Source organism: Guptibacillus algicola (assembly GCF_020171805.1).
In the GTDB taxonomy this organism is placed as follows: Bacteria; Bacillota; Bacilli; order Bacillales; family Guptibacillaceae; genus Guptibacillus; species Guptibacillus algicola.
The window spans coordinates 707,231-719,223 of record NZ_JAIVAF010000003.1 but is presented as its reverse complement, the minus strand read 5'-3'; the positions used below and the strand labels follow the sequence as shown (position 1 = coordinate 719,223).

The window sequence follows — 11,993 nt, the reverse complement described above, 5'->3', positions numbered from 1 at the left end:
TAAAGGGTGATACAAATGGAATGGCTGTGGCTTTTTGGAATTGGACTTATCGCTACCTTTATAGGAACATTATCAGGTAGCGGGGGATTAATAAATGTTCCTGCTATGATCTTACTCGGACTACCGATCCACTCAATTATTTCTGCTAACAAATTCTCTAACATGCTGAGTTCTTTTTCAAGCTTTTTTGTATTGTTACGAAGAAAAGAGCTCGTGATGAAAGAAGCATTTAAGACAGGTCCAATCGCCTTAGTAGGTGGGGTATGTGGAGGATTATTCGCTTCATCACTATCTGAACAAGCTCTCCAACTATTTGCTGCTTCGCTCCTAATCGCAGCTTTAGGGATATCGTTTCTCAAAAAAAGGCAATCGAGCACGACTCTAAAGAAAGTGCCTACAAAAGCTCTTCCTTTCCTAGGCGTAATCGGCTGGTATGATGGCTCATTTGGCCCAGGTCAAGCAACACTTCAAATGCATTTATTTAGACAGAGTGGTCTATCTTATCTGTTTTCGATCGGTTTAACCCGCTTCAACACGTTTCTAAGCTGCACTGGTGCTGTACTCGTCTACTTCATGAGTGGGCATCTGAATATGGCGATAGCCATACCACTTGCTATCGGGTCAATCACGGGTGCTCAAATATCGGTAAGGATTGCCGACAAATTGTCATTATCACAAGTGAATTGGCTGCTCCGAACGATGACGATCCTATTGATTTGCCAAGTTTGCTACAGTATTTTCTCAAATCATTTTTAAGGAGGTATCGAGATGAAGATCGATTATCGTAGATTACATCATATTCAGATCTGTATTCCACATGGAATGGAAGATCATGCAAGAACGTTCTATAAGGGTATTCTTGGGTTTACTGAAATTGAAAAACCTGAAGCACTAAAGAAAAATGGAGGATTTTGGCTCACTTGTGCAGGAATTGAGGTCCACATTGGGACTGAACCCGACATATCTCCCGGTAAACGTCATCCAGCCTTTGAAGTAGGAAATATTTCGGAAGCTCGGTCCATATTGGAAAAGCATGATGTGTTCATCCAAGAAGAAACGCCAATCGATGGCTTCGAACGATTTACATTCTTTGATCCATTCAGAAATAGAATTGAATTTATTCAACCGAAATCCGACTTATGACTCAGTCGGATTTTTTCTTTGACCTTTTAGGCATGAATAGCACTACTACAAAACTGATAAGAGCTAAAATGCCGATTCCACCATATACCCACTTGAGTGAAACGGTTAATCCATTTTGTAGTACTTCTAGCGTTGTGGAATCAAGGGTGTTACGTTTTTCTTCATCAAGTAGCATGTTTGCAGAATTAATTCCAAGACTTTCACTCGTTTGACGTTGCTCGATATATCGCATTAACCTACTATTCAATATACCTCCAAGTAGAGCTGCACCAACTGCACTCCCAAGGGTTCTCATGAATACATTAGAAGCTGTTGCAATTCCTCTTTTCTCCCAAGGAACTGCGCCTTGTATCGCTACAATAAATGTAGTAGAGGTTAAACCCATTCCAATACCGATAAAGAATGATCCTGTGCCTGCGAAAAGTGGTCCGAGTTCTGGCGTCATCAACATATAGATCGTAGACCCCAAAAGAAGCGAAAGACCGCCTAACACAGATGTTATTCGAAAACCTATTTTTATGACGAGCTTTCCAGCAATTGTAGAAGCAATCGGCCATCCTATCGACATCGTAGTAAGAGTAAATCCGGCTACGATCGGTGATTTTTCCATAACACCTTGAACGAAAGTTGGTAAGAAACTTGAAACACCAATTATAATAATTCCAGTTGTAAACGTAACTGAGTTTGATAAAGATATGACAGGATCCCTCCATATTCCAAGGGGCATAATTGGTTCCCTAGCTCGCTTTTCAACGAGAAAAAACGAGCAAATGCCTAGTATTGTAAATCCTGAAAGAGCGATAATTGTTACGGATGACCACGCCCAATAGGTACCTCCTTGAATGAGAATAACCATTAGTGCACTAACTGAGAGTAATAGAATGATAGCTCCAGGGTAATCAACTGACTTTTTCTTTTTTTCGATTTTCTCGTGAAGTAATAAAAGAACTCCAATAAGAGAAAGAATGCCAAGCGGTACGTTCATCCAAAATACCCATGCCCAATCAAAATATGTAACGAACAGACCGCCGAGTGCAGGACCAGTTATAGCCGAGATCCCCCAAACACTCGCTAAATAGCCCTGTATTTTCGCCCTTTCTTCCATTGAGTAAAGATCCCCTACTATTGTTAGTGCGATCGGCTGGACCGCTCCTGCCCCTATTCCTTGTATCAACCGAAAGAAAATAAGTGCTTCCATCGTCTCTGCAAAACCGCACAACACTGAGCCTAATAAAAACACTACCACTCCAAATGTATAAATAGGCTTTCTACCAAATAAGTCTGATAGCTTCCCAAACAGTAGTACTGTAATCGCTGACATTAACAAGTACGATGAAAAAACCCAGCTGAATTTAGAGAAGCCACCAAGGTCTGAAACGATACCAGGCATAGCAGTTGAAACAATCGTTCCCTCAATCGCTGCCATGAACATACCGATCACAATGGCTGTCAATACGAGTGGGCGGTTTGTTTCTTTATTTCTCACACTTATAGAAATCTTCTCTGCTAAATACTTCATCCTCACAACTCCAATTATCAAAGTTCTATACCTATACTTTATAAGTTTTTTAAACAGATGAATACAGAAAAACCCGGCATTTCCATACCGGGTTTCTCACCTGAGTTTATTATGATCGTTTAAATGAGGATTCGTGAAGATACCTGTTAACAAATTTCAAGAGTGCTCTTCGTGTTAAGATCCCTTTGAAAATGTTCTCGTCATCCACTACACATAAAAAAGGATGATCGATCGATAGCTTTAGACCTTTGAAAAAACCTTCATTTTCATTAATGCATGGAATGTCAGTGTTCATGACATCTTCAACAACATAGTCGCTTAACTTCTCAAACTCAATTCTCTCGATTCCAAGGATCGAATCCAAAATAAGTGGTTGACTGATTAATCCTTTTAGCCTGAACTTTGTATCAAGAACAGGTATAGAAGAATATCCAGATTTAATAAGAATAAGCATGGCGTGCTCCAGCGGGTTAGACAATTGGACGTGAGCCACTTTTTCAGCTGAGATGATCAAATCTTGTATTCCTGTTTCGTACAAATTAGGCAATTCCATATGCTTAGCCATTTACAACTTCCCCTCAAGCATGATTCACCCTGTTAATCTTTTTTTCTAATTTCTAATGAAGGGTCTTTATTAATAGTAACATGAAACATGATTGTCCGTTAACTGCAATCGCTTTAGTGTTCATAGATCATTTTACGAGTCATCCCACCATCGATCACAAGGTTTTCGCCAGTAACGAAATCGTTGTCTCGGTGTGATAAGAACAGGCAAGCTCTAGCAATATCTGATGGCTTACCTACTCTTTTAGAAGGATGCTGAAGATGATCTTTATTTCGTAGCCCTTCATAATCTGAAACTTCGATCCAGCCTGGGCTGATACTATTTACGGTAATATGGTCCTCTGCAAGAGAAATCGCAAGGGCATGCGTAAGCGCAACGATTCCTCCCTTACTTGCAGCATATGCTTCACTGCCTGGTTCAGACATAGACGCTCTAGTTGACGCTATATTAATAATGGAGCCTCTTTCATTCTTCCTCATTATCTTCGCTGCTGCCTGAGAGCAAAGAAAAACACTTCTTAAATTCGTATTTATGATATGATCCCATTCATTCACGCTGAGCTCGTCCATTGGTGTAAAAGCAGTGACACCAGCATTATTTATTAAGACATCTAACTTTCCAAAATTTTGATCGATTGTATTCATCAATGCTTGAATGGATTCAGGATCACTTACATCCGCTTTAATAATTTCACCATTGTTTCCCTTCATCATTCGTAACGTCTGTTCACAGTTTTCAACATCTTTATCCGCTAAGATCACATAACTTCCCTTTTCAGCATACTCGACCGCAATTCCCCGTCCGATTCCATGCCCTGCTCCTGTTACCACAACTACTTCTTCCATCCGATTCACCTCTTAAAACCAGTTTTTCTTTTTAAAGTACATCACCATAATACCTGTGATAATAATCATGACGATCCAAACCGCTGGATAGCCCCATGAAAGACTTAGTTCTGGCATATGTGCAAAGTTCATCCCATAGATTCCAGCTATAAATGTTAATGGGATAAAAATCGTAGATACAATCGTGAGTACTTTCATTATTTCATTCATTTTCATACTTAATGTGGAATAATACACGTCCAACAACCCATATAATTGACCCCGTGACGTTTCGACCATATCGTTCGCTTGGACAATGTGATCATGAATATCCTGCAGGTAAAATGAAATCGATTCACTGATATATGGTACTTTTCGGTTAATGAGTTTATTAACAACTTCTCGGACAGGCCACACTGTTTTCTTTAGTTGCAGAATCGTGTTCTTATATTCATTAATATCTTGTAACGAATGATTATCTGGATCCTCCATTATATTTCCTTCTAAAGTTGCGATTCGATCGTCCATTTCATCCATAATGATTAGATATTGATCAAATATGACATCCATCAGAGAATAAAATAGAAAATCAGCACCCGATTTTCTTATTTTGCCTTTGTTTTCTTTTAACATGAGTCTAACTGGATCAAATAAGTCGCCTTTCTTTTCCTGGAACGTAACAACAGTATTTTCCAATAATATAAAGCTAACTTGTTCGATATCAAGTTCACTTTCATCCTGTTCCAGGTCGATCATCTTCACAATAGCAAGTAAGTGATTTTCAAAGAAATCGATCTTTGGACGATGTTCCGTATTTAAAATATCTTCTGTTGTTAAAGGATGAAGCCCCACCATCTTACTAATTGCATCAACTACCTCTACATTATGTACACCGTTCACATTAATCCAAGTGATTTTCTCTGAATGGATCATGGGTTTAAGATCGTCCAATGAAGCATGTTGTTTTTCGTTTACTTCATGTTCATTGAATTCGATGCTGGAGATCGTCACTTCTTCCTTGTGTTCTTCCCCTACGTAAACGAGAGAGCCAGGCGGCATTCCTCTTTTTTGTGTTCTATTTCTTTTACGGGGGCTTTTGATTCGTCGTCTCAGTCCCAATGCACTCACCTCATTTCTATACTAAATTACCCAAAACAAGAATATCAAAAACCAGCTTCTCCCTTTTTGCTTGTTGCTACAATAATAAAAACCCGCAATGCGGGTTTAAGTTGTCGAGTTATAGCGCTTTTTCTTTTTCAATAACCTCTGTATAGTTCTCCCACAGAAATTCTAGGTCATGTTTTGCGGAGTCTACTCTGATCCCTCTCCAAATAACGACCATAAATAACCCTAATCCTAGAAACATAGCGATTAATCCAAGCAGCACTTCAACCATTTCCTATCATCCCCTCTCCTGATACCAATTTATGCTTGTCCATTGGATAAAATGTCAGAAAAGGCTGTAAATTACTTGATTCTTTGATAAATCTAAGGTAAGGTACGGTAAAGATATTTTTAGAGGAGGAATCCCATTTTGGATCGTTCTAATGAAGAAATAAGACAGATTGAAGAAAAAGCCAAAGAAGAACAACGCCGTGCTGAAGAAGCAAAAAAAGTTGTGAAGGATGCTCAAAAAGCCGCTAATCCACAGCGAGAGCATAATGAATTCCAAAACAAGTAAGAAAATAAAAAAGAGCCCTCCTTTGAACGGACGCAGATATCTGCTTCATCCTAAGGAAGGGCTCTTTTCTATTGTTCCGTATTTAATTCGATCAAGTTTCCATCAGGATCAGCAACAAAAACCTGTGCGAACCCACTTCTACTCGTTCGATTTTCATGAAATTCAACCTCTTTATTCGTTAACCACTTTACACATTCGTCATAATCGTTAACACGCAGTGCAAAGTGACCTACTTTTGAATCTAAATCGCTCGAACCTCTAATTGAACTTGATGAAGGATACTCGATTAAATGAAGCTGTTGATTGCCAACTTGATACCAAGCTCCCTTAAATCCAAAGTTAGGACGCTCAATTTCTTCAAGACAGATGATGTTCGTATAGAACTCTTTTGATTTAACTAAATCTGTCACTGACAAACTTACGTGATGAATGTTCGCTACTTCAATCATGCTTCCTCTCCTTCTCATGCCCACTCTTACTTCTACGCTTTCCTTCTTGTTCTTTCCGTTTGCATTCTAACGGCAATCCGATCACAAATCGTGTGCCAACATTATCTTTACTCGTTACCGTAATCGACCCGCCATGCTCTTCAATCACCTTGTAACTGACCATCAAACCAAGTCCAGTGCCCTTATCAGAAGTATGATAATAAGGCTCGCCTAACTTGTTGATGATTTGATGAGGTATTCCTGCACCTTCATCTGTAACCTCAATCAGTATCATACTTTTTGAACTTAGTGTAATGGAGAGCGACAACGTTCCTCCACTAAGCATGGATTCGATTCCATTTTCTATGATGTTAAATAAGGCTTGTCTGATGTGAGATCGGATACATAAACAGTGTATATCATGATCGCTTTTCATAATGATGTCAACGTTATGTTCTGCTGCTTTCTCGGAAAGACTTTCACTAATTTGAGTAAGTAGTTCAGTTAAATTCACCTGATCATACGATACTACCTCTCGCTTTGAGAGAAGAAGAAACTCATTGACGAATTCTTCAACTTCTTTCATTTCAGTTCCAACAACATTAAGAAGGTCTTGATTCACAGAATCATTCCCTTTTAGTAGTTGCAGAAAAGCCTTTATCGATGAAAGTGGATTTCGAATCTCGTGTGCGACACCTGCGGCAAGTTCTGAGAGTACATTACTCGTCTCTGTCTTTTTGGCAATTTCTTCAGCTTCTTTGATTTTTGATACATCGCGAACGATGACTAAGTGATGATTCGGATAAATCTGAAAACTCACTGTGAAACTATACGTATGGGCGGTTCCTGTTTCAGGATCCCACCGTTTCCCTTCTCCATTTCTCCCATTTGGTGATTGGAGATCCCAGATTATGTCACAATCACCTTTAATTTCGTTATAGTGACAGTCGATCAAGTAATCTTTATCGAGATTCACCATGTTAACGAACGCGTGATTAACATCTTTAATCAATCCGTTTTCATGTATGATTGCCATTCCATCTAATGCGCCTTCAAAGAGCCTTCGAAAGCGTTCTTCGCTTTGTTTTATTTCGGCAATCATCGCTTTTGTTTCAGTAATATCTCTATAAATAGTCATGTAGAGACCACCATGAATACTCTTCTTAGAAGTAAACTCCAAGAACTTCTTCTCTCCACCTGCCATCGTAAACTCTAAATCCGCTCTAATTTCTCCCTTTTCCTCGAGCTGGTGCTGAAACACTTTCCCTTTCGACACACTGTTCCCTTCTAGAAAGTCGAATAAATTATAGTTTCTTATCTCTTCTGTTGTTAAATTAAATAGCTTGCATGCGGCTGCATTTGCGTCAACGATCATCCGGTCGTTATTCCATATTAAAATGCCGTCTAAAGCATGCTCAAAAATACTATTGAATTTATCTTTGTTTTCCATTAATTCTTCAAATAATGCACGCTCAGATGTGATGTCCCTAATAATTGATAAATTTAAATCTTTGTATGCATGTGATGTAATCGATAATTCGATCACTTTTTCTTTTCCATTAGCTAATCGTATTGGGAGCTGTCCGCGAACATAGCCTGTTTCTGATAGTCTCCTCATCATTTTTTCGAACTCTTTTCTACCTTTTGGTTGGACATGATGACCGATTTTCATGTGAAGAATTTCTTCACGTGTTATTTCGAAAATGTCACAGCAAGCTTGATTGATTTCCACCAATTCATTTTCTTGGTTAAATAACGTGATACCATCTTTTGAAGAGCTGAATATATGAGAGAGCTTTTTACTTTTTTCCACTAACTCTTTACGAAGATCGCTTTCGTTTTGAATCGAGTTTTCATCGGTATTTAGAAATAACAAATCATTTTCCAATCGGTTCATAAGCGTTCTCCTTTTAGTAACATTACTACAATTATAGCATGCTGATTGTACTACTCCTATATTTATGGGAATACTACATAAATCAATGTGCAAAATAATGAAGATTCCAGTTAAACAAGGGGTATGAAGATGAAGTTGCTTATTACGATCATCACTATTCTATGTCTTTTTCCTATAGAGACACGTGCACACACACAAGCAATTCCTCCCATCGACCATAAGGTACAGCTCATCCCCTGGAAAGAAGTAGAAAATATCATTCCTAGAGATGCAGTCTTTTCGATTAAAGATGTGGAGACTGGTAAGACATTTAACGTTCAACGAAGAGCCGGAAGTGATCATGCTGATGTACAACCACTAACAAAGAAAGATACGAATATCATGAAGTCGATTTACAAAGAATGGAGCTGGAAACGTCGTGCAGCAATCGTTTCCATCGATGGACAGTTTATCGCTGCTTCGATGAACGGAATGCCTCATGGCGCAGGGGCATTGCAAAACGGATTCAACGGTCATTTTTGTTTGCATTTCTTAAATAGTTCAACTCACCGATCAAAAGAACCTGATCCTGCGCACCATTTGATGGTATTGAAAGCTGCAGGTAGAATAGATGATTATTTAGGAAAGAAAACACCTGAGGAAATCCTCGATGTAGTCATGATCGCGATCAATAATACAGATAAAACACTACTAGAGAAAGTCGTTATAAATGACTCACAAAAGAGCATGAAAAAACTTTCGAAGATGTACATGACAAATTGGACAATACAATCCTCAAAAAAAGATGAGAAAAACCCGTTTGTTCGTCATATCCAAACGAAAGTAGAGATCTATATCTCTGATGCTGGAACGATTACAACCGTTTTATCACTAAAGGCGAAAAGAGACCCACTCACTAGTAAGTGGAAGATCGATACAAAACCATTACTCAACATCATCGATTAGAAAGGAGAATTGATTAAAAATGGATCGATATGAAAAAGCATATGAGATATATCGGCAGCAAAAAGCGAATGATCCACCTGCTCCACATGAACGCGGTGATATGTATGTATCAGCAGTGAGGAAAAGTGATGATGGCGATCTTATTGCATTTAAGACGAATACCGGAGAAGAACTCGACTATATTCAAGCATTAGAAGCAGCAAAAAGCGGTAAACTCAGTGGAATTGACATCTTTCATAAATATGGGCGAGATATTATAAGAAGTGAACCCGACGGAATTAAAGAGAATAACCTTGATCACCTGCCAGAATTTTAGAAGAAGCAAAAAAGCGCGACCTATGGAGGGTCGCGCTTGGTCATTTATGTATGGTGATCCGTACTGGATTTGAACCAGTGACCCCTTGCCTGTCAAGCAAGTGCTCTCCCGCTGAGCTAACGGATCAGTTTGTGCTAGAACATTTAATAATATACATGAACGCATAAGGAGCTGTCAATACTTTCCTCAGAATCTTTTTTTAGGGGTCTCATTCATCAAAAGACCCCTACCTAAGTTAACCAATTCGTTCTTCTTTATCTCTTTTTTCTCGCTCTTCTTCATCTAGCGCTTCTTCACGGTCGCGAAGTCTATGTGCCAAACGACTAGATGCATTCGATGCGATGCTAGCAACAAGATCATCTAAGAACGTATGCACACCATTCCCAGACTTCGTATCGAGCTTCTCGATGATCCCAATCTTTTGTTTATCGAGGTGACCATACGTTGTAACAGCTATGCTTCCGTAGCCAAACACTGCTCCTAGTGCAATCGTTTCATCGACTCCAAATAACCCTTCATCCATTTCAACGATTGACTGAAGTGGCTCTGAAAGTTTCCCCTGTTCAGCTAGCTTATCGAGCTCGATTCCAACGAGTACAGCATGCTGAATTTCTCGTTTCATAAGAACTGCTTCTACACTTTCTATACAGTCATCCATCGATAGATCATCTACATAAGGAGATTGCATTTTGAAAACAATATCTGCAATATCTTGAATAGACACGCCGCGCTCCTTTATTAATGCTCTTGTTGCTGCTTCAACTTCTCGACTATGTATCCTTTTCTTCATGATAGTTCTCCTCTCTATGTCCCAAAAAGTAAGTATGTTAGAATCATTATATCACTTTGAAAAATTAGAATGTCAAATAAACAAACTTTCACAACTACACAGGAGGCTTTGAAATGAATAGAGGCACATACCAGGACACATCCATATATAGCGAACACTTACAAGAAGAAATTGAGCTTCAAATTTATTTACCTTACAATTACTCTCCATTGTATAAATATTCGTTTTTAATCGCCAATGATGGTAGCGATTACTTTAAGCTAGGACGACTAGGTCGTACAGCAGATGAGCTAATCGAAAACGATGAAATCGAAGAGTTGATCATCGTAGGTATACCATACAAAAGTGTTGAAGACAGAAGAAGAAAATATCACCCTGAGGGCGAGCAAAGTGAAGCTTACCTACGTTTCCTTGTTAATGAACTCGTTCCGTTTCTTGATGAAGAGTATGCAACGTTCCATCTAGGATACGGTCGTGCATTGATTGGGGACTCACTCGCTGCAACTGTTGCGCTTCGAGCAGGTCTTGAATATCCGAGAACATTTGGTAAAGCTATTTTACACTCTCCATACGTTGATGAAGACTTAAAAGAGAAAGTAGAGAACTGCAAAGAGCCTGAACTCCTTTCGATCTACCATGTGATTGGTACCGAAGAAACAGAAGTGCCTACAACTGATGGACAAACAAAGAATTTTATTGATCCAAATAGAGAATTGAGCAACGTTATCAAAGAAAGAGACTTCGATTATTTTTATGATGAATTCGAAGGTGGACACCTTTGGAAACACTGGCAGCCAGATATGAAGAGAGCTCTCCTTCATATGTTTAAGCTGTAAGCATATTACCATTTCTTATTTTTGAATTTTTGGTATAATTAACAGTGGAAATGAATAAGTCACGTCCAGAGCAAATTTTATGGGAGGGATTATAACATGAAATACGGCATTGCAATATTCCCGTCAAAAAAACTACAAGATATCGCTAACTCCTACAGAAAACGTTACGATCCACACTACGCTCTTATCCCGCCACATCTGACGATCAGAGAGGCATTTGAAGCGACTCAGGAAGAGATCGACAAGATTACACCAGAGCTTCACAGAATCTCTGACGAATCAAAACCTTTTACGATGAACGTTTATAAAATCGGATCATTTCATCCGGTAAATAACGTAATCTATATGAAGGTGAAAGAAAATGAAGTGCTAGATGATCTATATCGCCAGCTTAACCCAGAGGAAGTAAGAAGTGACCGCGATTACAAGTTCGTTCCACATATTACTATCGCTCAAAAGCTTTCTGACGATGAACATTCAGACGTATACGGTAGCCTTCGTATGATGGATGTTGATGAGGAAGAAAAAATCGACCGCTTTCAACTTCTTTATCAGTTAGAAAATGGTTCGTGGACAGTTTATGAAACATTCCACCTTGGTAAAGTTCGCTAATGCTGATCAAAGCAGTTGAAACACAGAACGAGCAAGAAGATGCATTCAAAGTAAGACATCGGGTGTTCGTGCACGAGCAAAAAGTTCCTGAAGATCTCGAAATCGATCAACATGAGGACGAAGCGACTCATTTTGTAGCATATGATCAACAAAAGCCTATCGCTGCAGGTCGCTACAGAATAGTCGACGGCTTTGCAAAGTTAGAACGCATATGCGTGCTCAAAGACTACAGAGGAACAGGGATCGGCAAACTCCTAATGAATGAAATCGAAAAACAGGCTGGCAAAAAAGGAGTGAGTGGACTAAAGCTTAACTCTCAGGTGTCTGCAATCGATTTTTATAAATCATTAGGATATGAAATTACGTCATCGGAATTTATGGATGCTGGAATCCCTCACGTAACCATGATAAAGAAACTATGACACTGGTCCATGACC

At 39.0% G+C, this 11,993-nt stretch carries 16 protein-coding genes and 1 tRNA gene; 8 read left to right on the top strand and 9 right to left on the bottom strand.

Annotated features, from left to right (window positions below):
• Window positions 1–15 precede the first annotated feature (15 nt).
• Window positions 16–756 carry a sulfite exporter TauE/SafE family protein gene (locus tag LCM09_RS11310; protein WP_224881640.1) on the top strand — a complete coding sequence of 247 codons (741 nt, stop codon included), beginning with the start codon at window positions 16–18 and terminating at the stop codon, window positions 754–756.
• A 12-nt stretch (window positions 757–768) separates the two neighbouring features.
• A complete protein-coding gene (locus LCM09_RS11305) occupies window positions 769–1,143 on the top strand; it encodes a VOC family protein (RefSeq protein ID WP_224881638.1) in 375 nt (124 codons plus the stop codon).
• Between the two features lies 1 nt (window position 1,144).
• Here the strand turns inward: LCM09_RS11305 and LCM09_RS11300 are convergent, their stop codons facing one another.
• The 5 genes from LCM09_RS11300 to LCM09_RS11280 form a co-directional block, all read right to left on the bottom strand.
• Window positions 1,145–2,662 (bottom strand): MDR family MFS transporter, encoded by a 1,518-nt coding sequence (locus tag LCM09_RS11300; RefSeq protein WP_224881636.1) that lies wholly within the window; start codon window positions 2,660–2,662, stop codon window positions 1,145–1,147.
• A 109-nt stretch (window positions 2,663–2,771) separates the two neighbouring features.
• Window positions 2,772–3,227: a cyclic-di-AMP-binding protein CbpB gene (gene cbpB, locus LCM09_RS11295; RefSeq protein ID WP_224881634.1), complete on the bottom strand. Its 456-nt coding sequence runs from the start codon at window positions 3,225–3,227 to the stop codon at window positions 2,772–2,774.
• A 113-nt stretch (window positions 3,228–3,340) separates the two neighbouring features.
• Window positions 3,341–4,072 (bottom strand): SDR family NAD(P)-dependent oxidoreductase, encoded by a 732-nt coding sequence (locus LCM09_RS11290; protein WP_263622915.1) that lies wholly within the window; start codon window positions 4,070–4,072, stop codon window positions 3,341–3,343.
• Between the two features lie 12 nt (window positions 4,073–4,084).
• Window positions 4,085–5,110, bottom strand: a complete 1,026-nt coding sequence (gene corA, locus LCM09_RS11285) for a magnesium/cobalt transporter CorA (RefSeq protein WP_224881631.1) — start codon at window positions 5,108–5,110, stop codon at window positions 4,085–4,087.
• A 178-nt stretch (window positions 5,111–5,288) separates the two neighbouring features.
• Window positions 5,289–5,447, bottom strand: coding sequence for a hypothetical protein (locus tag LCM09_RS11280; protein ID WP_224881629.1), 159 nt, complete (start codon window positions 5,445–5,447; stop codon window positions 5,289–5,291).
• 138 nt (window positions 5,448–5,585) lie between these two features.
• Here LCM09_RS11280 and LCM09_RS11275 point away from each other — a divergent pair, with 138 nt between their 5' ends.
• Window positions 5,586–5,732, top strand: a complete 147-nt coding sequence (locus LCM09_RS11275; protein ID WP_224881627.1) for a hypothetical protein — start codon at window positions 5,586–5,588, stop codon at window positions 5,730–5,732.
• A gap of 68 nt (window positions 5,733–5,800) precedes the next feature.
• On the opposite strand, the gene LCM09_RS11270 is transcribed toward LCM09_RS11275, so the two are convergent.
• A complete protein-coding gene (locus LCM09_RS11270; protein ID WP_224881625.1) occupies window positions 5,801–6,181 on the bottom strand; it encodes a VOC family protein in 381 nt (126 codons plus the stop codon).
• Complete coding sequence (locus tag LCM09_RS11265; RefSeq protein ID WP_224881623.1) at window positions 6,174–8,057, bottom strand: PAS domain-containing sensor histidine kinase; 1,884 nt, start codon at window positions 8,055–8,057, stop codon at window positions 6,174–6,176. Before LCM09_RS11265 ends, LCM09_RS11270 begins: the two co-directional genes overlap by 8 nt.
• Window positions 8,058–8,186: 129 nt before the next feature.
• Between LCM09_RS11265 and LCM09_RS11260 the strand changes: the two genes are divergently transcribed.
• Together LCM09_RS11260 and LCM09_RS11255 are read left to right on the top strand one after the other, a co-directional pair.
• Window positions 8,187–9,002: a hypothetical protein gene (locus tag LCM09_RS11260; RefSeq protein WP_224881621.1), complete on the top strand. Its 816-nt coding sequence runs from the start codon at window positions 8,187–8,189 to the stop codon at window positions 9,000–9,002.
• Between the two features lie 19 nt (window positions 9,003–9,021).
• Entirely contained in the window at window positions 9,022–9,318 is a 297-nt protein-coding gene (locus LCM09_RS11255; RefSeq protein WP_224881619.1) for a DUF3892 domain-containing protein, read from the top strand.
• Between the two features lie 51 nt (window positions 9,319–9,369).
• On the opposite strand, the gene LCM09_RS11250 is transcribed toward LCM09_RS11255, so the two are convergent.
• Both LCM09_RS11250 and LCM09_RS11245 read right to left on the bottom strand, forming a co-directional pair.
• A tRNA-Val gene (locus tag LCM09_RS11250) sits at window positions 9,370–9,444 on the bottom strand.
• Between the two features lie 109 nt (window positions 9,445–9,553).
• The gene (locus tag LCM09_RS11245) at window positions 9,554–10,108 is read right to left on the bottom strand and encodes a phosphatidylglycerophosphatase A family protein (protein WP_224881617.1); all 555 of its coding nucleotides are present in this window, start codon (window positions 10,106–10,108) and stop codon (window positions 9,554–9,556) included.
• A gap of 113 nt (window positions 10,109–10,221) precedes the next feature.
• On the opposite strand from LCM09_RS11245, the gene LCM09_RS11240 reads away from it, so the two are divergent.
• The 3 genes from LCM09_RS11240 (at window position 10,222) to LCM09_RS11230 (ending at window position 11,978) form a co-directional block, all read left to right on the top strand.
• On the top strand, window positions 10,222–10,944 hold the full coding sequence (locus LCM09_RS11240; protein ID WP_224881615.1) for an alpha/beta hydrolase: 723 nt from the start codon (window positions 10,222–10,224) through the stop codon (window positions 10,942–10,944).
• A gap of 96 nt (window positions 10,945–11,040) precedes the next feature.
• On the top strand, window positions 11,041–11,556 hold the full coding sequence (locus LCM09_RS11235; RefSeq protein ID WP_224881613.1) for a YjcG family protein: 516 nt from the start codon (window positions 11,041–11,043) through the stop codon (window positions 11,554–11,556).
• A complete protein-coding gene (locus LCM09_RS11230; protein WP_224881611.1) occupies window positions 11,556–11,978 on the top strand; it encodes a GNAT family N-acetyltransferase in 423 nt (140 codons plus the stop codon). The genes LCM09_RS11235 and LCM09_RS11230 overlap by 1 nt, the downstream gene beginning before the upstream one ends.
• The last annotated feature ends 15 nt before the right edge of the window (window positions 11,979–11,993 follow it).

Excerpts from the sequence above, each read along its gene's own strand:
- LCM09_RS11245 (WP_224881617.1), bottom strand. The coding sequence starts at position 10,108 with ATGAAGAAAAGGATACATAGTCGAGAAGTTGAAGCAGCAACAAGAGCA.
- cbpB (WP_224881634.1), bottom strand. The coding sequence starts at position 3,227 with ATGGCTAAGCATATGGAATTGCCTAATTTGTACGAAACAGGAATACAA.
- LCM09_RS11300 (WP_224881636.1), bottom strand. The coding sequence starts at position 2,662 with ATGAAGTATTTAGCAGAGAAGATTTCTATAAGTGTGAGAAATAAAGAA.
- LCM09_RS11265 (WP_224881623.1), bottom strand. The coding sequence starts at position 8,057 with ATGAACCGATTGGAAAATGATTTGTTATTTCTAAATACCGATGAAAAC.
- LCM09_RS11270 (WP_224881625.1), bottom strand. The coding sequence starts at position 6,181 with ATGATTGAAGTAGCGAACATTCATCACGTAAGTTTGTCAGTGACAGAT.
- corA (WP_224881631.1), bottom strand. The coding sequence starts at position 5,110 with ATGCCGCCTGGCTCTCTCGTTTACGTAGGGGAAGAACACAAGGAAGAA.
- LCM09_RS11255 (WP_224881619.1), top strand. The coding sequence starts at position 9,022 with ATGGATCGATATGAAAAAGCATATGAGATATATCGGCAGCAAAAAGCG.
- LCM09_RS11235 (WP_224881613.1), top strand. The coding sequence starts at position 11,041 with ATGAAATACGGCATTGCAATATTCCCGTCAAAAAAACTACAAGATATC.
- LCM09_RS11305 (WP_224881638.1), top strand. The coding sequence starts at position 769 with ATGAAGATCGATTATCGTAGATTACATCATATTCAGATCTGTATTCCA.
- LCM09_RS11240 (WP_224881615.1), top strand. The coding sequence starts at position 10,222 with ATGAATAGAGGCACATACCAGGACACATCCATATATAGCGAACACTTA.
- LCM09_RS11230 (WP_224881611.1), top strand. The coding sequence starts at position 11,556 with ATGCTGATCAAAGCAGTTGAAACACAGAACGAGCAAGAAGATGCATTC.
- LCM09_RS11310 (WP_224881640.1), top strand. The coding sequence starts at position 16 with ATGGAATGGCTGTGGCTTTTTGGAATTGGACTTATCGCTACCTTTATA.
- LCM09_RS11260 (WP_224881621.1), top strand. The coding sequence starts at position 8,187 with ATGAAGTTGCTTATTACGATCATCACTATTCTATGTCTTTTTCCTATA.
- LCM09_RS11280 (WP_224881629.1), bottom strand. The coding sequence starts at position 5,447 with ATGGTTGAAGTGCTGCTTGGATTAATCGCTATGTTTCTAGGATTAGGG.
- LCM09_RS11290 (WP_263622915.1), bottom strand. The coding sequence starts at position 4,072 with ATGGAAGAAGTAGTTGTGGTAACAGGAGCAGGGCATGGAATCGGACGG.